This is a genomic window from Blastococcus sp. SYSU D00669 (assembly GCF_054050715.1).
Genome location: NZ_JBJGZV010000010.1, coordinates 120412 through 141083, shown reverse-complemented (window position 1 = coordinate 141083; position 20672 = coordinate 120412). Strand labels below are relative to the sequence as shown.

The 20672-nt window shown below is 75.5% G+C and carries 17 protein-coding genes; 7 read left to right on the top strand and 10 right to left on the bottom strand.

Translation table 11 applies throughout. The annotated features are described in order from the left end of the window. Positions 1-64: 64 nt before the first annotated feature. Complete coding sequence (locus ACI8AF_RS09785; RefSeq protein WP_456539502.1) at positions 65-1585, bottom strand: S8 family serine peptidase; 1521 nt, start codon at positions 1583-1585, stop codon at positions 65-67. A gap of 150 nt (positions 1586-1735) precedes the next feature. On the opposite strand from ACI8AF_RS09785, the gene ACI8AF_RS09780 reads away from it, so the two are divergent. Further along, positions 1736-2098, top strand: a complete 363-nt coding sequence (locus ACI8AF_RS09780; protein ID WP_456539501.1) for a hypothetical protein — start codon at positions 1736-1738, stop codon at positions 2096-2098. Next, a complete protein-coding gene (locus ACI8AF_RS09775; RefSeq protein ID WP_456539500.1) occupies positions 2091-2507 on the top strand; it encodes a hypothetical protein in 417 nt (138 codons plus the stop codon). Before ACI8AF_RS09780 ends, ACI8AF_RS09775 begins: the two co-directional genes overlap by 8 nt. 4 nt (positions 2508-2511) lie before the next feature. Here ACI8AF_RS09775 and ACI8AF_RS09770 read toward each other — a convergent pair whose 3' ends face one another. Beyond that, on the bottom strand, positions 2512-3174 hold the full coding sequence (locus ACI8AF_RS09770) for a hypothetical protein (protein ID WP_456539499.1): 663 nt from the start codon (positions 3172-3174) through the stop codon (positions 2512-2514). A 176-nt stretch (positions 3175-3350) separates the two neighbouring features. On the opposite strand from ACI8AF_RS09770, the gene ACI8AF_RS09765 reads away from it, so the two are divergent. Beyond that, positions 3351-5690, top strand: a complete 2340-nt coding sequence (locus ACI8AF_RS09765; protein WP_456539498.1) for a SpoIIE family protein phosphatase — start codon at positions 3351-3353, stop codon at positions 5688-5690. A 19-nt stretch (positions 5691-5709) separates the two neighbouring features. Here ACI8AF_RS09765 and ACI8AF_RS09760 read toward each other — a convergent pair whose 3' ends face one another. Both ACI8AF_RS09760 and ACI8AF_RS09755 read right to left on the bottom strand, forming a co-directional pair. Further along, entirely contained in the window at positions 5710-6225 is a 516-nt protein-coding gene (locus ACI8AF_RS09760) for a flavin reductase family protein (protein WP_456539497.1), read from the bottom strand. 20 nt (positions 6226-6245) lie between these two features. Beyond that, positions 6246-7181, bottom strand: a complete 936-nt coding sequence (locus tag ACI8AF_RS09755; protein WP_456539496.1) for a hydroxymethylglutaryl-CoA lyase — start codon at positions 7179-7181, stop codon at positions 6246-6248. Between the two features lie 127 nt (positions 7182-7308). On the opposite strand from ACI8AF_RS09755, the gene ACI8AF_RS09750 reads away from it, so the two are divergent. Beyond that, complete coding sequence (locus ACI8AF_RS09750) at positions 7309-8199, top strand: diguanylate cyclase domain-containing protein (RefSeq protein WP_456539495.1); 891 nt, start codon at positions 7309-7311, stop codon at positions 8197-8199. Between the two features lie 24 nt (positions 8200-8223). Here ACI8AF_RS09750 and pgm read toward each other — a convergent pair whose 3' ends face one another. Beyond that, positions 8224-9858 (bottom strand): phosphoglucomutase (alpha-D-glucose-1,6-bisphosphate-dependent), encoded by a 1635-nt coding sequence (gene pgm, locus ACI8AF_RS09745; RefSeq protein ID WP_456539494.1) that lies wholly within the window; start codon positions 9856-9858, stop codon positions 8224-8226. Positions 9859-9983: 125 nt separating this feature from the next. Here pgm and ACI8AF_RS09740 point away from each other — a divergent pair, with 125 nt between their 5' ends. Next, positions 9984-13232: a DEAD/DEAH box helicase gene (locus ACI8AF_RS09740; RefSeq protein WP_456539493.1), complete on the top strand. Its 3249-nt coding sequence runs from the start codon at positions 9984-9986 to the stop codon at positions 13230-13232. A 27-nt stretch (positions 13233-13259) separates the two neighbouring features. Here ACI8AF_RS09740 and ACI8AF_RS09735 read toward each other — a convergent pair whose 3' ends face one another. From ACI8AF_RS09735 to ACI8AF_RS09725, 3 genes are read right to left on the bottom strand one after another with little or no spacing between them, the layout of a single operon-like run. Beyond that, positions 13260-14114: an alpha/beta fold hydrolase gene (locus ACI8AF_RS09735; RefSeq protein ID WP_456539492.1), complete on the bottom strand. Its 855-nt coding sequence runs from the start codon at positions 14112-14114 to the stop codon at positions 13260-13262. A 9-nt stretch (positions 14115-14123) separates the two neighbouring features. Then, entirely contained in the window at positions 14124-15005 is an 882-nt protein-coding gene (locus ACI8AF_RS09730; RefSeq protein ID WP_456539491.1) for a hypothetical protein, read from the bottom strand. Then, positions 15002-16000: an SPFH domain-containing protein gene (locus ACI8AF_RS09725; RefSeq protein ID WP_456539490.1), complete on the bottom strand. Its 999-nt coding sequence runs from the start codon at positions 15998-16000 to the stop codon at positions 15002-15004. Before ACI8AF_RS09725 ends, ACI8AF_RS09730 begins: the two co-directional genes overlap by 4 nt. A 90-nt stretch (positions 16001-16090) precedes the next feature. On the opposite strand from ACI8AF_RS09725, the gene ACI8AF_RS09720 reads away from it, so the two are divergent. Both ACI8AF_RS09720 and ACI8AF_RS09715 read left to right on the top strand, forming a co-directional pair. After that, positions 16091-16777 (top strand): NUDIX hydrolase, encoded by a 687-nt coding sequence (locus ACI8AF_RS09720; protein ID WP_456539489.1) that lies wholly within the window; start codon positions 16091-16093, stop codon positions 16775-16777. Between the two features lie 62 nt (positions 16778-16839). Next, a complete protein-coding gene (locus ACI8AF_RS09715; RefSeq protein ID WP_456539488.1) occupies positions 16840-18540 on the top strand; it encodes a helicase in 1701 nt (566 codons plus the stop codon). Between the two features lie 6 nt (positions 18541-18546). Here the strand turns inward: ACI8AF_RS09715 and ACI8AF_RS09710 are convergent, their stop codons facing one another. Further along, entirely contained in the window at positions 18547-20100 is a 1554-nt protein-coding gene (locus ACI8AF_RS09710) for a flotillin family protein (RefSeq protein WP_456539487.1), read from the bottom strand. Then, complete coding sequence (locus ACI8AF_RS09705) at positions 20097-20642, bottom strand: hypothetical protein (RefSeq protein WP_456539486.1); 546 nt, start codon at positions 20640-20642, stop codon at positions 20097-20099. Before ACI8AF_RS09705 ends, ACI8AF_RS09710 begins: the two co-directional genes overlap by 4 nt. Positions 20643-20672: the final 30 nt, after the last annotated feature.

Here is a 20672-nt window from a genome sequence, read left to right as displayed (position 1 = left end):
GACCGGTGAGTGCAAGCGAGCCCCGCAGCGGACCGCACCGACAGATCGGCATGAAGACCCGAAGTCAGTCAGGCGCTGGGTCAGGAACGACCGCTGCGGGGCTCGCCCACATCCTCACTGTCAGGCGGGCGACCGCGGCGACCACGTCGACCAGGCCGGTGCCCTTGTCGTAGGACGTCGCGTACCCGCCCACCGACTCGTAGGGCGCACCGTCGGCGTAGGCGTGGGTGCTGCCCTTCAGCGCCGCCTCGATCTCGGCCGGGGTCGCGCCCGGGTCGGCCTGGAACAGCTGGGCGACGATGCCGGCGACGTGCGGCGCGGCCATCGAGGTCCCGCTGATCGTGTTGAACGTGCCGAGGTCGAGCAGGCCGGGACCGTTCTGCGGGGCCAGACCGGTGGCGCAGATCGGCAGGTAGAGCCGGCAGGCGCTGGTGATGTCCTCGCCCGGCGCGGAGAGGTCCGGCCAGGTCGAGGGGTCGGCCGCGGCGCCGCGCGAGGAGTACTCGCTCACCCCGCCGTCCCGGGTGCCGGTGCCCTGGTCGAAGTAGGAGGCGACCGACAAGATGCCGCCGGTCGGGTCCTGGCCGGGCGGGTTGGTCAGCGACGACGAGCCGTCGCCGCCGTCGTTGCCCGCGGCCCACACCGTGACGACGCCCTCGGCGGCCAGCGCCCGCTGCAGCTTCACCGTCGCCGAGTTCGGGTCGAACGCGCCGCCGCCGCTCGGGCCGTACGAGTTGTTCGTGACCTTGATCGGCGGGCACACGCTCGCCGGGACGCCGGCGCCGCACGGCGCCTCGTGGTTCTCCAGCACCCAGTTGAGCGCGGAGTCGGCGCCGACGATGAGCAGGACGGCGCCGGTGGAGATGGAGACGAGGCTGGCGCCGGGGGCCGCGCCCTGCAGCTGCGTGCCGTCGGACAGGGTCGTCGGTCGGCCGGCGACGATGCCGCTGACGTGCGTGCCGTGCCCGCCGCCGGAGACGGTGTCGGTGTCCAGCGCGCCCGGCACCGGCAGCACGCAGTCGGTCGAGGTGTTCGACTCGACCAGGCAGACGCTCTTGAGGTTGGCGACGACGGCGCTGCTGCCGTCGGCGTCGCGGAAGTACGGGTGGGTGGGGTCGACGCCGGAGTCGATGACCGCCACCGAGACGCCGCTGCCGTCGAGGGGCAGCCCGTTCGCGCCGGTCAGCGTGGCGACCGCCTCGCCGCCGCGGGTGGCGGTGTGCGAGGTGGAGTCGTGGAACTCGATGGGGGTGTTGCCCTCCAGGTAGGTGACGCCGGGCAGCGACCGGGCCGCCTCGACCTGGGCGGCGGTGCCCGAGGCGACCGCGACGCCGATCTGCTCGAACTCGGTGACCAGCCGCATGCCCGTCGCGTCGACGGCGGCCCGGGCGGCCGCGATGTCGGTGCCGTGCACCAGCACGGTGGTGGGCACGGCGGCGGCGAGCGTGGACAGCTGGTCGGCCAGGAAGTCCTGGACCGGTGCCAGGGGGGACGACGGGGCGGCCTGCGCGGGGGTGGCGGCGAGCACCCCGGCGACCAGGGCCGCCAGGCTCCCCGCTCCCAGGGCTCGGCGGGACCGGCTCATGGGGCTCCTCGGGTCAGGTGGATCACATCGCTGTGGCCTGACTGAACGAGCCGCGGCCCGTCCGGTTACCGGTGAGTTCGGTTCGCGGCGGGTCGGGGAGGATGGCGGCGTGCCGCCCGCCGCCCCGTCGTCCCCGCCCGCACCGCACCCGTGACGACGCTCGCCGCCCTCGCCACCGTCGCCGCGGTCGTGCTCGCCGTCCTCGGGCTGGCCTCGACCGCCGCCTCCCGGCGGATCGGCGCGCTGCACCTGGCCGCGGCGGGGCTGCTGGAGGCGGTGCTGCTCGTGCAGGTCGTCGTCGCCGTCGTCGGGCTGGTCGGCGGGCACCGGCTCGTGGAGCCCGGGACCTTCTTCGGCTACCTGGTCGCGATCCCGCTGATCCCGGTGGCCGGCGTCCTCTGGGCGCGCACCGAGACGACCCGGTGGGCCGGCACGGTGCTGGCCGTCGCGGCGGCGGTGGTCGCCGTCATGGTCTGGCGGCTGGTGCAGGTGTGGGAGGCGACCGGTGCCTGAGCGCGGGCCGGGGGGCACGTCCGGCGGGCCCGGCCGCGTCCTCGTCGCCCTCTACGGCATCTTCACGCTGGCCGCCGGTGCCCGCGCCGCCGTGCAGCTGGCCACCCGCTTCGACGAGGCGCCGCTGGCCTACCTGCTCTCGGCGCTCGCCGCGGTCGTCTACCTGGTGGCCACGGTCGGGCTGGTGCGCGGGGGCCGGGCCGGACGGCGCACGGCGCTCGTCGCCGTCTCGGTGGAGCTGGTGGGCGTGCTCGTCGTCGGCACGCTGTCGCTGGTCGACCGGGCCGCCTTCCCCGACGAGACGGTCTGGTCGGTCTACGGCAGGGGCTACCTGTTCATCCCGCTGGTGCTGCCGGTGCTGGGTTTGCTCTGGCTGCGCTCGCGGGGCCGCGTGGCCGGCGATCGGTGAGCGGTCAGAAGTCGCCGCCCCCGCCGAAGTCGCCGCCCCCGAAGTCCCCGCCGCCGAAGTCCCCGCCGCCGTAGTCGCCGCCGACGTCCTGGGCGCCCTCGTCGTAGCCCGCGGCGTAGGCCTCCTCGTCGCCGCCGCCGAACAGACCGCCGTCACCGAGGCCGGTGTCGAAGAGCGCGTCGGCGACCGCGGTGCCGATCACCAGGCCACCGATCGTGCCCAGCAGGCTGCCGCCGACCATGCTGCCGAAGCCGGGTCCGCCGTAGCCGCCGCCGTACCCACCGCCGTACCCACCGCCGTAGCCGGGCCCGTACCCGCCGCCGAAGGCGCGCTCGAGGGTGCCCGGCCGGCGCATCTCCACCCGGGTGGCGGCCCGGGCGAGCGCCTGCGCGTCCTCGCCCTGCGGACGCTCACCAGCCGCGGAGAGCTGCTCGAGCACCTGGCGGCGCTGCTCGGGCGTGAGCTGAGCGAACGCCTCGGCGTGCGCCTGCTCGATCTGGTCCGGCGGCGCGGTGCGGAGCAGGTAGCGGTAGCGCTCGATGGCCTGCTCGTCGGCGGAGCGGGCGGGCCGCGGCGCGCCGCGGTGGTCGTCGTAGCGGTCCCCGTACCCCGTGGAGCTGGCGTGGCCGCGGTCGCGGCGGCCGAACAGCCGGTCGAGCAGTCCCATGGTCCCTCCCTGGTGAGCCCTGCTCCCGTCGGACGAGCGACGGGGGCGCGCCGTTCCCCGGTCGGGCGTCGGGGTGCCCGCTCGGCGGGAGCACCACACCTGCGGCCCGAAAGCCGCTGGCCACGAGCGTGATCGTCGTGGTGGTCGGCCCCGAACCCGCCGGTTAGATTGGTTGCGTGCCGCCGAATCGCGACCGGGGACCGGGCCCCGCCGTCCCCCCGCAGGCCGCGGCGGCCGTCTCGGGCGCCCCCACCGACACCGGGCGGGACCTCGACCGCCAGGCCGGCATCGTCACCGCGGCCAGCGCCGTGGTGTCCGAGCACGCGCAGGACTCCGGCGCGCACGCCGCGCTGCCGGGGGTGCTCGCCGACGTCCCGGTCGCCGTGCTGGTCATCGACCAGAAGGCCGGCACCGTGATCTACGCGAACACCGCCGCCGTCGAGCTCTCGGGCAACGTCTCGCTCCCGGTCGACATCGACACCTGGGGCGCCTCCGCCGGGCTGACCGACCTGGGCGGCGAGGCCCTGGCCCGGTCCGGCAGCCCGTTGTCGCTGGTGGCGCAGGGTCAGCCGGTCACCGGCGAGGCCGTGCGGCTGAGGCCGGGCACGAGCTCCGAACCGGAGCGCGCCCGCGGTGACGACGGCCTCTCCGACGAGCTGCTCTGGGTGACCGGCTTCCCGCTGTCGCAGGCCGGCAGCGAGCAGCAGCTGGCGCTCGTGGTCTTCCTCAAGCTCGACGGCGTCGGCGACGTCGAGGACCCGGACGCCTACCTCCAGGCGCTGCGCGAGCGGGCGGTGCTCGCCACCGACATCACGTTCACGATCACCGACCCGCGGGAGCCGGACAACCCGCTGGTCTGGGTCAACCCCTCGTTCACCCGGGTCACCGGCTACGGGTACGAGGAGGCCGTCGGCCGCAACTGCCGCTTCCTGCAGGGGACGGCGACCGACCCCGAGGCGGTGGCCGGGATCCGCGCGGCGCTCGAGGAGCAGCGCACGGTGACCACGACGCTGGTCAACTACCGCAAGGACGGCACGGCGTTCTGGAACCAGCTGTCGATCAGCCCGGTCTTCGACGGCGAGGGCCACCTGGTCAGCTTCGTGGGCGTGCAGACCGACGTCACCGAGCGGGTGCGGGTCGAGAGCGAGCGCGAGGCGGCGTTCGCCGCCGAGCAGGCGGCCCGCCGGGAGGCGGAGCTGGCCCGGGCGATCGCCGAGCAGGCGCGCGCCGACGCCGAGCACGCCCAGGAGGGCGCCGAGCGGGCGCAGAACCGGCTGGCCCTCATGTCCGAGGCCACCAGCACGCTGATGGCGACCCTCGACATGCAGTCGCTGCTCGACCGGCTGGCCGGCATCTGCGTACCGGTGCTCGCCGACTGGGTGTTCGTCACCCTCGTCGACGCCTACGGGTCGGTCGTCGACACCGCCGCGCGGCACCGCGAGGGCTTCGAGGAGGAGCTCCGGGTGTTCAGCGCGGCGCACGCCATGAACCTGCCGGAGAGCTCGCCGAGCCGGCGCAGCATGGCGACCAGCCAGCCGACGCTGATCGACCCCGTGACGCGGGACGTCAAGGACCGGGTCTTCGTCAACCCGGCGGCGCGCGAGCTGGTGGAGCAGCTGGGGTGCGTGTCCGTGCTGACCGTGCCGATGGTCGCCCGCCGCCGCACGCTGGGGGCGATGGCGCTGGTCATGACGTCGGAGGACCGGCACTTCGCGCCGGAGGACGTCGACCTGCTGCAGGACCTCGCCCGCCGCGCGGCGCTGGCCATGGACAACGTGCGGCTCTACCAGCAGGAGCACAGCGTGGCCGACACGCTGCAGCGCTCGCTGCTGCCGGTGCTGCCCGAGATCCCGGGCATCCGCGCCGCGGCCCACTACGTCAGCGCGTCGACGGCCGCCGACGTCGGCGGCGACTTCTACGACCTGCTGCAGCTGCCCGACGGTTCGATCGGGATCGTGGTCGGCGACGTCGTCGGCCACGACGTCGCGGCCGCCGCGGCGATGGGCCACCTGCGGGGTCTCATCCGAGCCTGCGTGTGGGAGGCGCAGGACGACGACCCCGCCACCGTGGTCACCCGGGTCGACCGGCTGGTGCAGGGCCTCCACGTGGCCCCCATGGCCACGATGGCCTACGTCCGCGCGGCCCGCCCGGAGCGGGACGGCGGACCGTGGCGCGTGCGGCTGGCCAGCGCCGGCCACCCCCCGCTGGTGCTGCGCTCGCCGGACGGCCGCGTGCAGCTGCTCGACGGGGTGACGGGGCTGCTGGTCGGGGTGGACACGAGCACCCGCCGGGACACCGTCGACGTCGAGGTGCCCGCGGGATCGACCCTCATCGCCTACACCGACGGGCTCATCGAGCGCCCCGGCAGCGACCTCGACGCCGGGATCGCCGAGCTCTGCGCCCGGCTGGCCGCGGCCCCGGCCAACGCCGACCCGCGGACGCTCTGCGACGCCGCCGTGGCGGGGTCCCTCGACGGGCGCGACGACGTGGCGCTCATCGCCGTCCACTTCGAGTAGCCGTCGTGGCCGCCGCCGTTCAGCCGTCGGCGCGGCGGCCGTCGAGCAGGCCGTAGGAGCCGCGGTGGAACAGCAGCGGCCGCCGTCCCGGGTCGGCACCGAGGTCGAGCACCCGGGCGGCGACCAGGGTGTGGTCGCCGCCGTCGTACTCCGCCCACAGCTCGCAGTCGATCCAGGCGACGACGTCCTGCAGCACCGGGGAGCCGTGCCGGCTGCGCGACCAGGGGACGCCGGCGAACTTGTCCTCGCCCGAGCGGGCGAACGTCTGCGACAGCCCGGTCTGGTCCTCGGCCAGCACGTTGACGCAGAACCGGCCGATCTCCCGCAGCCGCGGCCAGGTGGTCGACGTCCGGCCGGGGGCGAAGACGACCAGCGGCGGGTCGAGGGACAGCGAGCTGAACGACTGGCAGGTGAAGCCGATCGGCCCCGCGGCGGTGTCGGCGGTCACCACGGTGACCCCGGAGGCGAAATGGCCGAGGACGTCGCGCATCACGCGGGGGTCCACCGGACCCGGGTCCTGCGGCACGGCCGTCACGTGCACCAGCCAACCACCGGTCAGCGGGCGGCGGCTTCCCGGGGGACCGAGCGCCCGCCGGCCCGGTACAGCGAGCTCGGCAGGTCGTGGCCGACCGCCTGCTCGGTGACCGCGGCCGCGGCGAGGACGGCATCGAGGTCGAGGCCGGTGCGCACGCCGGACTCCTCGAGCATGTACACCAGCTCCTCGGTGGCGATGTTGCCGCTGGCGCCCGGTGCGAACGGGCAGCCGCCGAGCCCGCCGACGGAGGAGTCCAGCTGGGTGACCCCGGCCTGGACGGCGGCCAGCGCGTTGGCCTGGCCGGTGCCGCGGGTGTCGTGGAAGTGCACGCCCACCGGGATGCCGGGGCACGCCCGGCGGACGGCGTCGAGCAGCTGCACCACCCGCAGCGGCGTCGTCGTGCCGATCGTGTCGCCGAGGCACAGCTGGTCGGCGCCGGCGGTCACCGCGGCCCGGGCGACGTCGACGGTGCGGGGGATCGGCGTGCGGCCGTCGAACGGGCAGTCCCACGCCGTCGCGATGATCACCTCCAGCGACCCGCCGGCCCCGTGCGCGAGCCCGGCGATCTCGCCCACCGCGCCGACCGCGTCGGCCGTGCTGCGGCCCGCGTTGGCGCGGCTGTGCCCGTCGGAGGCGCTCACCACGTACTCCAGGTCGGCCACGCCGGCGTCGACCGCCCGCACGGCGCCGCGCGGGTTGGCGACCAGGGCCGACCAGTGGACACCGCCCCAGCGGGAGAGCTCGGCGGCCACCTGGTCGGCGTCGGCGAGCGCGGGCACGGCGCGCGGCGAGACGAACGACGTCGCCTCGATCCGGCGGACACCGGTCGCGACCAGCGCTTCGAGCATCTCGAGCTTGGCCTCGAGCGGGACGGGTGCCTCCAGCTGCAGCCCGTCGCGCATGCCGACCTCGCGGATGTCGACCTCCGCCGGCAGCACCAGGTCGAACTCGTTCACGGCGTCCTCCTGCGGGTCCCAGGCGTCTCCTCCGCATCCTGCACCCCTCGCGCGGCATGCGGATCGCCGGTATTGGGGAACACTTGGGTTATCCACAGGTTGACGTGAGCGGCGGGAGGAGGTGGACGTGACGGAGCTGGTCGACGCACCGCCGCCGGCGGATCGGCGCAGCGTCTTCGCCAACGCGCCGATGGGCGTGGCCCTGTGCACCACCGACGGCGTGGTGACCGACGCCAACCCGGTCCTCGGCCAGCTGCTGCGCCGCAGCACCGACGACCTGGTCGGCCGGTCGTTGTTCGACCTCACCCACCCCGACGACGTCGAGGGCGCGCGCGAGGCGTGCAGCGTGCTGCACCGCCACCCCGGTCGGCACATGCGGCACGAGTGCCGGTTCCTGCGGTCCGACGGCTCCGCCGTGCCGGTGCAGGTGGCCACCTCGTGGGTCGCGGCCACGCCCGACGGCGGGCCCGCGCACCTGGTCATGATCATCGAGGACATCACCGACCGGAAGGCGCTGGAGGCGGCGCTGGTGCACCGGTCGCTGCACGACCCGCTGACCGGGCTGCCCAACCGGATCCTGTTCCACGACCGGCTCCGGCACGCCCTCGAGCGCGGCCACCGGGAGCGGACGCCGACCTGCGTGCTGATCATCGACCTCGACGGCTTCAAGGCGATCAACGACGAGCACGGCCACCCGATGGGCGACGCCGTCCTGGTGTCCTTCGCCGGCCGGCTCGCCTCGGTGCTGCGGGCCAGCGACACGGCCGCCCGCCTGGGCGGTGACGAGTTCGCCATCGTCTGCGAGAACACCGAGCGGCCGGAGGCCGAGGTGCTCGCCGAGCGGGTGCGCACCACGGTGACCGATCCGCTCGTCATCGGGGACCTCAGCATGACGATCGGCATGAGCATCGGGATCGGGTCGGCCCACGGTGGCGCCGACCCCGACGAGGTCTACGAGCAGGTGGTCCGCGAGGCCGACGACGCGATGTACGCCGACAAGGCCGACCGCCGCCGCTGAACCGGGCCGGCTGCGGGACCGCGCTCAGCCCCCGAGGGCCGCGGTGACGACGGCGCGGGCCTCCTCCTGCACCCGCGCGAGGTGCTCGGGCCCGCGGAAGGACTCGGCGTAGACCTTGTAGACGTCCTCGGTGCCGGACGGGCGGGCGGCGAACCAGGCGTTCTCGGTGACCACCTTGAGGCCGCCGATCGGGGCGTCGTTGCCCGGTGCGCGGGTGAGCTTCGCGGTGATCGGCTCACCGGCGAGCTCGGTGGCGGTGACGTCCTCCGGCGACAACCTGCCGAGGGCCGTCTTCTGCTCGCGGGTGGCCGGGGCGTCGACGCGGGCGTAGGCCGACTCCCCGTACCGCTCGGTGAGCTCGGCGTGCAGCTGCGACGGCGACCGCCCGGTGACGGCCTGGATCTCGCTCGCCAGCAGCGCCAGCAGGATGCCGTCCTTGTCCGTCGTCCAGACGCTGCCGTCACGGCGCAGGAACGACGCCCCGGCCGACTCCTCCCCGCCGAAGCCGACCGAGCCGTCGAGCAGGCCGGGCACGAACCACTTGAAGCCGACCGGCACCTCGACCAGGCGGCGACCGAGGCCGGCGACGACCCGGTCGACGAGGGAGCTGGACACCAGCGTCTTCCCGACCGCCGTCCCCTCGCCCCAGCCCGGCCGGTGCGCGAACAGGTAGGAGATGGCCACCGCCAGGAAGTGGTTGGGGTTCATCAGCCCGGCGTCGGGCGTGACGATGCCGTGCCGGTCGGCGTCGGCGTCGTTGCCGGTGGCGATCGCGTAGCCGCCGCGCTTGCCGATGAGCGAGGCCATCGCCGACGGCGACGAGCAGTCCATGCGGATCTTCTCGTCCCAGTCGAGGGTCATGAACCGCCACGTGGGGTCGACCAGCGGGTTGACCACGGTGAGGTCGAGACGGTGCCGCTCGGCGATCGCGGCCCAGTAGTCGACGCTGGCGCCGCCCAGCGGGTCGGCGCCGATGCGCACGCCGGCGTCCCGGATCGCGTCGACGTCGAGGACCTGCGGCAGGTCGTCGACGTAGTCGCCGAGGAAGTCGTGCCGCTGCGCGGCGGCACGGGCCCGGGCGAACGGGACCCGCCGGACCTCCTCGAGCTCCCCGCGGAGGAGGTCGTTGGCGCGCTCGGCGATCGCCTTGGTGGCGTCGGTGTCGGCCGGGCCGCCGGACGGCGGGTTGTACTTGAACCCGCCGTCGCGCGGCGGGTTGTGCGACGGGGTGACGACGATGCCGTCGGCGAGACCGCCCCACCGGCCGCGGTTGGCGCGCAGGATCGCGTGGCTGACCGCCGGGGTGGGCGTGTACCGGTCGGCGGCGTCGACGAGCACCGTCACGTCGTTGGCCACGAGCACCTCGAGCGCGCTGGTCCAGGCCGGCTCCGACAGCCCGTGGGTGTCCCGGCCGAGGAACAGCGGGCCGTCGTAGCCCTGCGCGGCGCGGTACTCGCAGATGGCCTGCGTGGTCGCGAGGATGTGCGCCTCGTTGAACGCGGCGTCGAAGCTGGACCCGCGGTGCCCGCTGGTGCCGAAGGAGACCTGCTGCCCCGGGTCGGCCGGGTCGGGCTCGAGCGCGTAGTAGGCGGTGACCAGCGCGGCGACGTCGACCAGGTCGCGGGGCTGGGCGGGCTGTCCGGCGCGGCTCTCGGTCATGCCCTGATCTTGTCCCCTCGTGGCGAGATCGGCGATGTCGCACGCTTCGAGGGGTGGGAGCGTGCGAGACCGCCGATCTCGCCGGGGGACCGGGGACCGTCGGCGGCCCGCCGTAGCCTGTCCGGGTGCTCGGGGGCTGGGACGAACTGGTCACCGACCCCGCGCTGGCCGAGGCCGTGGGCGACGACGTGCTCGACCGCGCCCGCCCGTACGTGGCCCGCAGCGTGCTCGGCGTGCGGGTCGCCGACGACGCCCGCCGCGTCTCTGCGCTGGTGCAGGGCAGCGGGCCGGCGCCGTACCGCACCACCGTCGTCCTGGCCGACGGCAGCCGCACCGGCTGGGTCGGGGCCTGCACCTGCCCGGTGGGCGACGACTGCAAGCACGCAGTCGCGGTCCTGCTGGCGCTGCGCGGGCGCCTGCCGGGGAGGCACGTCCGGCGGTCCCGCACCTGGGAGGACGAGCTCGCGGACCTGGTGACCGCGACGGACGCCCCGGGCCAGGCGGCCGTGCCGCTGGGGCTGCAGTTCGACCTGGTCGCCCACGAGCCCGGCCGGGGACGCGCCTCGGTGGGCGCTCCCGGAGCGCGGCAGCGGCTGGTCCAGCTGCGACCGGTCACCCCGGGCAAGCGGGGTCAGTGGGTGCGCACCGGGGTGTCGTGGCGGCAGCTGCAGTACGACAGCGTGCGCGCCGGCTGGGACCCGGCCCACCTGGCGGCGCTGCGCGCGCTGCACGCCACCCACCAGGCCGCGCGCAACCAGTACTACTCCTACGCCCCGGTCGACGTGTACCTGCACGAGTTCGGCCCGGGGCTGTGGCGGCTGCTGGCCGAGGCGGTCGCCGACGGCGTCGCGCTGCTGACCGCCGACCGTCCGGCCCGGCCCGTCGTGCTCTCCGCGGAGCCCGCCACCATCGCCGTCGACGTGCGGGACGCCGGGGACCGCACCGACCTGGCCGCGGTGCTGCGGGTCGACGGCCGCGCGGTCGACCCGGCCGCGCTGTCCTTCCTCGGGGTGCCCCCGCACGGGGTCACCGTGGACGGGCGGCCGGACGACGGCCCGGGGCTGGTGCTGGCCCGGCTCGACCGGCCGGCGCCCCCGGCGCTGGCCGGCCTGGTGGCCCGCGGCGGCGCGATCGGCATCCCGGCCGGCGACCGGGACCGGTTCCTGCGCGACTGGTACCCGGGGCTGCGCCGGGCGGTGCCGGTGTTCTCCGCCGACGGCTCGGTCGAGCTGCCGGAGACCCCGCGGCCGCGGCTGGCCGTCACCGCCCGCTACCCCGGGGACGGCAGCGTCCGTGTGACCTGGGCGGTGGCCTACGGCGACCGGGCGTTCGCCCTGGACGAGCCCGCCGCGCCGGGGTCCGGCCGCGACCCGGCGGCCGAGCAGGCGCTGGTCGGGGCGCTGCCAGCCCCGGTCGGGGGGCTGCCCGAGCTGTGGACGCGGGAGCGCCGGCTGGCCGAGCGAAGCGAGCTCGCCGGCGTCGAGGCGCTCGAGTTCACCACCGAGGTGCTGCCCGCCCTGCGCGCCGACGGGGACGTCGACGTGACGGTCGAGGGCACCCCGCCGGCGTACCGCCAGAGCACGGCAGCGCCGCAGATCAGCTTCGCCGCCCGTGACACCGGCGAGTCCGACTGGTTCGACCTCGGGATCAGCGTGTCCGTCGACGGGCAGACCGTCCCGTTCGCCACGCTGTTCCAGGCCCTCGCGGCCGGGCGCACCCGGCTGGCGCTGATCTCGGGCACCTGGTTCTCGCTGCAGCGGCCGGAGTTCGAGCAGCTGCGGCTGCTCATCGAGGAGGCCCGGGAGCTGCGCGACGTCCCCGGCGACGGCGTGCAGGTCAGCCGGTACGCGGTCGGGCTGTGGGAGCAGCTGCTGGGGCTCGGGGTCGTCGAGGAGCAGAGCGAGCGCTGGACCCGCGAAGTGCGCGGCCTGCTCGACCTGGAGGCCGCCGAGCCGCCGCCGGTGCCGGCCGGGCTGGCCGCGCAGCTGCGGCCCTACCAGCAGGAGGGCTACGGCTGGCTGTCCTTCCTGTGGGACAACCGGCTCGGCGGCGTGCTCGCCGACGACATGGGGCTGGGCAAGACCCTGCAGACTCTGGCTCTCCTGGTGCGGGCGCACGAGGCCGGCGAGCTGGACGGCGCCCCCGCCCTGGTGGTCGCGCCGACCAGCGTGGTGCACACCTGGGTGCGGGAGGCGGCGCGCTTCGCGCCGGGGCTGCGGGTCGTCGCGGTGACCCGGACCGAGCGCAAGCGGGGCAGCACCCTGCGCCGCGAGGTGGCCGGCGCGCACCTCGTCGTCACCTCGTACGCGCTGTTCCGGATCGACGAGGAGTCGTGGGCCGACCTGCCCTGGTCGGGGCTGGTGCTCGACGAGGCGCAGTTCGTGAAGAACTCCCGGGCCCGCACCTACCGGAGCGCCCGCCTGCTGCCGGCGCGGGTCAAGTTCGCGCTGACCGGCACGCCGCTGGAGAACAGCGTGATGGACCTGTGGTCGCTGATGTCGATCGTTGCGCCGGGGCTCTTCCCCGATCCGCAGCGGTTCAGCGACACCTACCGGATCCCGGTCGAGCGCGACGGCGACGCCGACCGCCTGGCCCAGCTGCGCCGGCGGATCCGGCCGCTGGTGCTCCGGCGCACCAAGGAGATGGTGGCGGCCGACCTCCCGCCCAAGACCGAGCAGGTGCTCGAGGTGGTGCTCGAGCCGAGGCACGAGCGGCTGTACCAGACGCACCTGCAGCGGGAGCGGTCCAAGGTGCTCGGCCTGGTCGAGGACATGCGGAAGAACCGGATGACGATCTTCCGGTCGCTGACCCTGCTGCGGCAGCTGAGCCTCGACCCGGCGCTGGTCGACCCGGCGTACGGCGACGTGCGGTCGAGCAAGGCCGAGGCCTTCCTCGAGCACCTGCGGGAGGTCGTCGCCGAGGGGCACCGGGCGCTGGTCTTCAGCTCGTTCACCCGGTTCCTGAAAGGGATCCGCGACCGGCTGACCGGCGAGGGGATCGACTGGGTCTACCTGGACGGGCACACCCGCGACCGCGACGCCCGGATCGAGGAGTGGCGCACCGGCACCGCCCCGGTGTTCCTGATCAGCCTCAAGGCGGGCGGCTTCGGGTTGACGCTGACCGAGGCGGACTACGTCTTCGTGCTCGACCCGTGGTGGAACCCGGCGACCGAGGCGCAGGCGGTCGACCGGGCGCACCGGATCGGTCAGGACAAGCCGGTGGTCGTCTACCGGCTGGTGGCGGCGGGCACCATCGAGGAGAAGGTGATGGAGCTCAAGGCCCGCAAGGAGGCGCTGTTCTCCCGCGTCGTCGGCGACGGCGCGCTGGCGTCGGGCGCGCTCACCGCGGACGACGTGCGGGGGCTGTTCGGGTAGGGCGCTGATCCACGTGGAACAACCGGGTCAGTCGTGCTCGACGCGGTCCAGGAAGCGGCGCAGGGTCTCGAGGAAGATCTCCGGCTGCTCGGAGTGCACCCAGTGCCCGGCGTTCTTGATCCGCACCAGCCGCGTCGCGGGGAACAGCTCGTCCATCCGGTCCCGGTCCTGCGGCAGGACGTAGTGCGAGTTGGCGCCGGCGATCCACAGCACCGGGCCGTCGTAGGTGGCGCCCGGCGGCGGGTCGGGGAAGCCGCGCAGCCGCTCGAGGTCGCGCTCGAGCAGGTCGAGGTTGAGCCGCCACCGCCAGCCGCCGTCGGCGCCGAGGCCCTCCCGCACCAGGCTCTGCAGCAGGAAGCTGCGCACCATCCGGCTCGGGACGACGTCCTGCAGCGCCGCGTCGGCCTCCTCCCGGCGCTGCAGCGACCCCAGGTCGAGTGCCTTCATCGCCGCGATGTAGTCCGCGAACGGCGAGGCCTCCTCGTCCGGGTCGTCGGTGCGCCCGCCGGAGACGGGGTACTCGATCGGGGCGACGTCGACGACGACCAGCGCCCGCAGCAGCTCGGGACGGCGCAGCGCCAGGGTCATCGCCACCTTGCCGCCCATGGAGTGCCCGACCAGCGTGACCGGCTCGCCGTGGGACTCCAGCTCGGCGGCGACGAGACCGGCCATGTCCACGTAGTCGACGGTGTCGGTCCACGGGGAGTGCCCGTGGTTGGGCAGGTCGAGCAGCGTGACGCGGTGCCGGTCGGCGAGCCCCTTCGCGATCGTCGTCCAGTTCCGGCCCTGGCCGAACAGCCCGTGCACGAAGACCACGCGCGGCCCGGCCTCGCCGACCGTGCGCGCGGCGAGCCGTTCGTCCTGGCCGGCGTCCTCGCTCATGTCCTGATCTCAGCAGACCAGCCGCAGGGTCCGGGACGCCGCTCCCACCTCGACCCGCTGCCCCCAGGTCAGTGTCAGCCGGTCGCTCTCCAGCCCGTCCCCGAAGGCGACGAGCCCCTCGGACTCGACCTCCACCGTCAGCGCCCGGCCCGGGGGCAGCAGGCCCTCGGTGTGCGCGGTGCCGGTGGCGGGGGAGGGCCACGCCTCCCGGACGAACCACGCCAGCCCGCCGTCCTCCGGCGCCGGGAGCGGCAGCGCGCTGCGGCGCGCCAGCCAGGCGGACCGGCACCACCCCGTCGCCCCGGTGCCGCTGCCGACGAGCAGCCCGGACGACGCCTGGCGCTCCACGTCGCCGTCCGGGGTGGTCAGCCGCCAGCGGGCGGTCTGGTGCGTCGGCGAGCCCAGGTAGACCTCGTTGAGGGCGGTCAGCTCCTGGCCGTCGTCCGTGCGGGCGGTGACCATGGTCAGCTCGCGGGTCCGCAGCCGGCCGGCGAGCAGCCGGCCCACGTCCGCGGGGCGGTGCCGCACCAGCACGCCGGGGTTGCGTCCCGGCTCGGGGTCCACGCCGACCACCGGCTGCCCGTCGAGGTACTTCGCCACGTTGGCGACCAGCCCGTTCTGCCCGACGACCAGGACGACGTCCTCCGGCGCGAACAGGAACCGGGGCAGGTCGGCCCGCTCCACCCGGCCCTGCCGCCAGTCCACCGGGACACCGCGCAGCGCCTCGGCGATCGCGTCGCCGACCGCGGCGTCGCGCGCCTGCACCTCGGCGATGTCGCGGCCCCGGGTGCCCAGGGAGAAGGCGGCGGCGGCGCGGGTGCCGTGCCGGGCGACCAGCTCGGTCAGCTCGGTCGCCCGGTGCACGAGCACCACGCGGGGCGCGGGAGTCACCGGGTGCTCCCCAGCTTCGCCAGCACCGGCGCCAGCAGGTCGGGCGTCAGCACCACGCTGTCGATGTGCGGCAGGTTGCGGGCGAGCTCCTCCAGCGCCCGGCCGACCAGCACCTCCGGCCGGGCGTCGGCGTACGCGGCCAGCTCCGCCGCCCGCGCGTCGGCGGCCGCGGCGCCGACCAGCCGCTCGGTCTCGGCCCGCACCTCCGCCGCCTGCCGGTCCCGCCGGGCCTGGGAGCCCGCGGCGATCTCGGCCGCGGCCGCCGCCTCCTCGGCCTCCCGGCGGGCGTTGGCCCCGCGCCGGCCGATGAGCTCCTCGGTGCGGCGGGCCAGCTCGACCTGGTTGGCCAGCTCGTTCTCGCTGATGGCCCGCTCGCGCTCGACGGCCAGGGCCCGCCGCTCGTAGGTCGCCCGGTCGGCCTCCTGCTGCACCCGCTCCCGGGTCGGCGTCTGCAGAGCCCGCTCGACGTCCGACTCGGGCCGGACGGCCACCACCCGGACGCCGATCACGGCGATGCCGGTCTCGGCCAGCCGGGTGTCGCCGGCGAGCCCGGCCTCGACGGCGGCGCGGACCGCGGGTACGCCCCCGACCAGCGCGTCGGTGAGCGCAGTGCGCGCGAGCAGGTCCAGCGCGTGCTGCTGCGCGGTCTCGGTGAGCAGCCCGGCGACCTGCTGCAGCGGCGTGCCCCGCCAGCTGCCGCGCTCGGGGTCGATGGAGAAGTCGATCCGCCCCGCGGCCAGCGCCGGGTCGGCCACCCGGAAGGTGAGCGTCGCCTGCACGGTGACGTCCTGGAAGTCCGCCGTCCGCGCGTGGAAGAGCATCGGCAGCTCGCGGTCGTCGACCGGCACCTCCGACAGGACCGCGGACAGCGGCCGGAACCAGAAACCGGCGCCGGTGCCCGCGTGCCGCACGGCGCCGCGGCGCACGTGCTGCACGTAGGCGGTGGTCGAGCCACGGAGGTGGCGGATGAAGGGGTAGCGCGCGATGTCGGCCACGGGGTCCTCCTGCGTCCTCGTCTTTGTCGTCAGAGTGACGCTAAGTCGTCCATCCCATTCTCGTCAAGGTGACGAGATAAGCTCACCCGCATGGCGTACGACCCGACGTCCTTCCCGGCCGTGGCGGTGACCGTCGACCTGGTCGTGCTGACCGTGCGCGGCGACGAGCTGTGCGTGCTGGTGGTCCGCCGGGCCGAGGAGCCCTTCGCCGGCCGTGAGGCGCTGCCCGGTGGCTTCGTCCGCCCCGACGAGGACCTCGCCGAGGCCGCGGCGCGCGAGCTGGCCGAGGAGACCGGCCTGCGCCCGGGGCACCTGGAGCAGCTCGGTAGCTACGGCACCCCGGGCCGGGACCCGCGGATGCGGGTGGTCACCGTCGCCCACCTCGCGCTCGTGCCCGACCAGCCCGTCCCGACGGCCGGCACCGACGCCGCCGCCGCCCGCTGGGCGCCGGTCCGCGGGCTGACCGGGCTCGCCTTCGACCACGACCGGGTGCTCGCCGACGGGGTCGAGCGCGCCCGGGCCAAGCTCGAGTACACGCCGCTGGCCGCCGCGTTCTGCCCGGAGGAGTTCACCGTCGCCGAGCTGCGCCGGGTGTACGAGGTGGTCTGGGGCCGGCCGCTGGACCCGCGCAACTTCCACCGCAAGGTCACCGGCGCCGCCGGCTTCCTCGAGCCGACCGGGACGACGACCACCCGGGACGGCGGCCGCCCCGCGCAGCTGTACCGGCGCGGCCCGGCCGCCCTGCTGCACCCGCCGCTGCTGCGCGCCGAGGGCTGAGCCGCGACACCCCGGTCCGCGAATGCCCGGGACCGTCGGTGCCGCCGCGCAGACTGCCTCCCATGCCCGGACGCCGCCGTCGCAGCAGCACGACGTCCCGCAAGCGCTCGTCGTCCCCCCGCGCCGCGGCGAAGCCGGCGCCCGACCTGCCCACCGCCGGCCCCGGGGAGCGGGTGTGGGTGCTCACCGTGCCGTTCCGCGCGCCGGCGCCGGGTGCCACGTGGCACCCCGGGCTGCAGGCGCACGTCTGGGTGGGCGAGAGCCTGCCGCCCGAGCTGGTGCCCTACGACCCGCCGCCGTACACGTTCGAGCGCTTCCTCGAGGACGAGCTCAACGCCACCCGGCGACCGCTGCCGGAACCCCGGCCGCTGACCCCGCGGGACGAGCAGTGGGACGGCGCCGACGCCGTGGTGGCGCACGCCGAGGCGGGGGGCCGGGTGTTCCTGCTGGGCGACGACCCGGGCGTGGGCAAGACCGGCACGGCGATCCTGGCCGCCCGGGAGATCGCGGAGCGGCGCGGCGGCGACCGCGTGCTGGTGATCGCCGACCGGCCGGCCGCGATCACCATCCCGCACTGGACGCGGTCGATCGCCGGGTTCGGGGACGGCGGGCTGCGCTGGTGCGTGACGACGTGGGACCGGCTGGCCAAGGTGGGCACGCTGCGCTTCGACGTCGTCGTCGCCGACGAGGCGCACATGGTCCGGCACACGACCACCCGGCGCTGGAAGCACTGGAAGGCCGTCTCCGGCGCCGCGCGGGTCGAGGACGCGCCGTTCGTCCTCGCCGCCACGGCCACGCCGGCGCACACGCCGCTGGAGCTGCCGTACCTGGCGCCGGAGTTCGCCCGCTCCCAGGGCGAGCCGCTCAAGGCCTGGTCGGACCTGCCGGCGCGGCTGGCGGCGCTGGGCTTCGCGGTCGTGAAGGGCCGCTACGGCTGGCAGTGGGCCGAGGACCCCGACGCGCGCCGGGCCGACCTGGCCCGCCTGCAGGGCTGGCTGGCCGACGCCGACCCGCCCGCCACGCTGCACCGCCCGGCGCCGTGGGGACCGGTCAGCGTGACGGGCACGCCGGTGGCCCTCACCCCGGCCGAACGCGCCTCCTACGAGTCCGAGTGGCAGGAGTTCCGCGCCGAGATGCAGCTGGCCCGCAAGGCCCGGCAGACCGCCCGCGGCCGCGCGGCGCTGCTGCGCTTCCGGCAGAAGGCCGGCCTGATCCGCGTGCAGGCCACCGTCGACTGGGTCAAGGCGCAGGTGGAGGCCGAGCGGCAGGTCGCGGTGTCGGTGGAGTTCGTCGAGACGGCCGCCGACCCGATCCGCGAGGCGCTGCTCGATGCCGGCATCGGTGTGGCGTGCATCTACGGCCGCGACCGGTTCGACGTCGAGGGCGAGCGGCTGCGCTTCCAGAGCGGCAAGGCGCCGGTCTGCGTGTTCACCGTGACGGCGTCGATCAGCCTGCACGCCGGTGAGCTGCTGCCCGACGGCACGACCGCCTCGGAGGTGCCCCGCGTGGGGCTGTTCCACCAGCCCCGGTTCTCGGGCATCCAGGCCCGGCAGGTCACCGGCCGCACCCACCGCGACGGGAGGACCTCGCCGTGGCGGGTGGCCTACGCCGAGGACACCGTGGAGGAGCAGGTCGCCCGGGTCATGGTGGAGCGGCTGGTCGTCAGCGGCTCGACCGCCGGCGCCGACACCTCGTCGCTGCAGGAGATCGCCGAGCTGCTCGACGCCGACTGGCTGCCGGCCGCCGCCCTCACCGACGCCTGACGGCGGTCAGCGCGGGTCGGCGGTGCCGTTGGGGGACGTCCCGTCGCCGTCCACGGTGACCACCGGCACCCGGGTGACGCCGTCGGCCTCCTCGGGACCGGCGACCCGGCCCAGGCGGCGGAGCAGCCCGGCGACGTCGACGCCGGTGAGGTCGCCGGAGATCTGCAGCCCCTGGGCGACGTTGGCCGCGACCGAGCGGCCGAGCGACCCGGCGCCGTCGGCCGAGATGACGGTCATCTTGTCCACCGCCGACAGCGGTGCGGCGGCCGCGCCCACCACCTCGGGGAGGACCTTGACCAGCAGGTCGAGGATCGCCGCCTCGCCGTAGTGGGCGAAGGCGTCGGCGCGGGCGTCGAGCGCCTCGGCCTCGGCCCGGCCGCGGGCCAGGATCGCCGCCGCCTCCGCGGCACCCTCGCGCTCGAGGGCGTCGGCGATCGCCTGCCGGCGCAGCTTCTCGGCCTCACCGCGCTTGGCGCCCTCGATGGCCTCCGCCTCCGCCAGCGCGGAGCGGCGGGCCCGCTCGCCCTCACCGTGCAGCTTCGCCTGCTCGGCCGCGGCCTGGGCGGCGGCGATCGTCGCCTGGCGCTCGGCCTCGGCGCTGAGGATCGCCGAGTTCTTGCGGCCCTCGGCCTCCTGCTCGACGCGGTAGCGCTCGGCGTCGGCGGGGCGGCGCACCTGGGTGTCGAGCTGCCGCTCGGTGAGCGCCGCGGTCCGGACGGCGACCTTCTCCTGCTCGGTGAGGATCGCCTGGTCCTGCGCCGCCTGCGCCAGCGGGCCGGCGGCGGCCGCCTTGGCCTTGGCCGCGTCGATCTCGGCGTTGATCTCGGCCTGCTTGAGCGCCAGCTGCCGCTGGGAGACGGCGATCGCCTCGTCGGCGAGCAGCTGCTCCTGCTCGGCGGCCTGCCGGGCGCGGGCCTCGGCGATGCTGGCCTCCTTGAGCACCCGCGCGGCCTCGGGCCGGCCGAGGTCGGCGAGGTAGGAGCCCTCCGCCTGGATGTCCTGCAGCTGGAAGGTGTCGAGCACCAGGCCCTGGCCGGTCAGCGACGACTCGGCCTCCTCGGCGACGGCGGAGGCGAACGCGGCGCGGTCGCGGATGATCTCCTCGACGGTCAGCCGGCCGACGATGGAGCGCAGCGCGCCGGCGAGCACCTCCGAGGTGAACGAGTCGATCCCGGCCTGCTGGTTGAGGAAGCGCTGGGCGGCCGCGCGGATGGCGTGCTCGCTGCCGCCCACCTTGACGATCGCCACGCCCTCGAGGTCGCACTTCACGCCCTGCTTGGAGATGGCGCCGCGGATGCCCACCGGGATGCGCCGGCTGGACAGGTCCATCGTGTGCAGCTTCTGCACGATCGGCAGCACGAAGACGCTGGCCCCCATGACCACCTTCTGCCCCGACATGTCGCGGGAGATGGCGCCGTCGGCCCCGGTGACCTGCCGGCCCTGCCGGCCGGTGACGAGGAACGCCTGGTTCGGCCCGGCCACCTTGATGCGGGACAGCACGAGCAGCACCAGCAGCACGACGAGCAGGGCGATACCGCCGATGGCGATGAGCAGGGTCATGAGAGGTCGCCTCCGGGCAGGGGGTCGGGCGCGGTCGAGACGACCTCGACGGCGGTCTCGCTGAGCGTGTCGGTGACGTAGACCGGCGTGCCCAGCGGCAGGGGGACGTCGGACCGGGCGGAGTACTTCAGCTGCTGGCCGGCCAGTGCGAGCCGGACCTCGCCGTAGCCGCCGGCGGGAACGGGGGAGACGACGACGCCCTGGGCGCCGAGCAGGTGCGCGCGGGTCAGCGTCTCGGTGGTCGGCATGTCGCGCAGCGCCCGGGACAGCCGGACGGCGCCCCAGGCGAGGGGGACGGCGACCGCGAGGCCGACGACGACGGCCACCAGGACGGCGACGGCGCCGGTCAGCGGCAGGAGGGCGAGCGCGGCGGCGCCGCCGAACCCCACCCCGCCGAGCAGCGCGGCCATCGCCGGCACGGAGAACGGCCCGTCGACGTCGCCGAGGCCGAGCTCGCCCAGCTCACCGACGAACAGGGAGACGAGGAGGACCACCAGGCCGAGTCCGCCCGTGGCGAGGAAGGCGACCGTCGCCGCGTCCACGCACCCTCCTGTCCCCGTGCCTACCGGCGA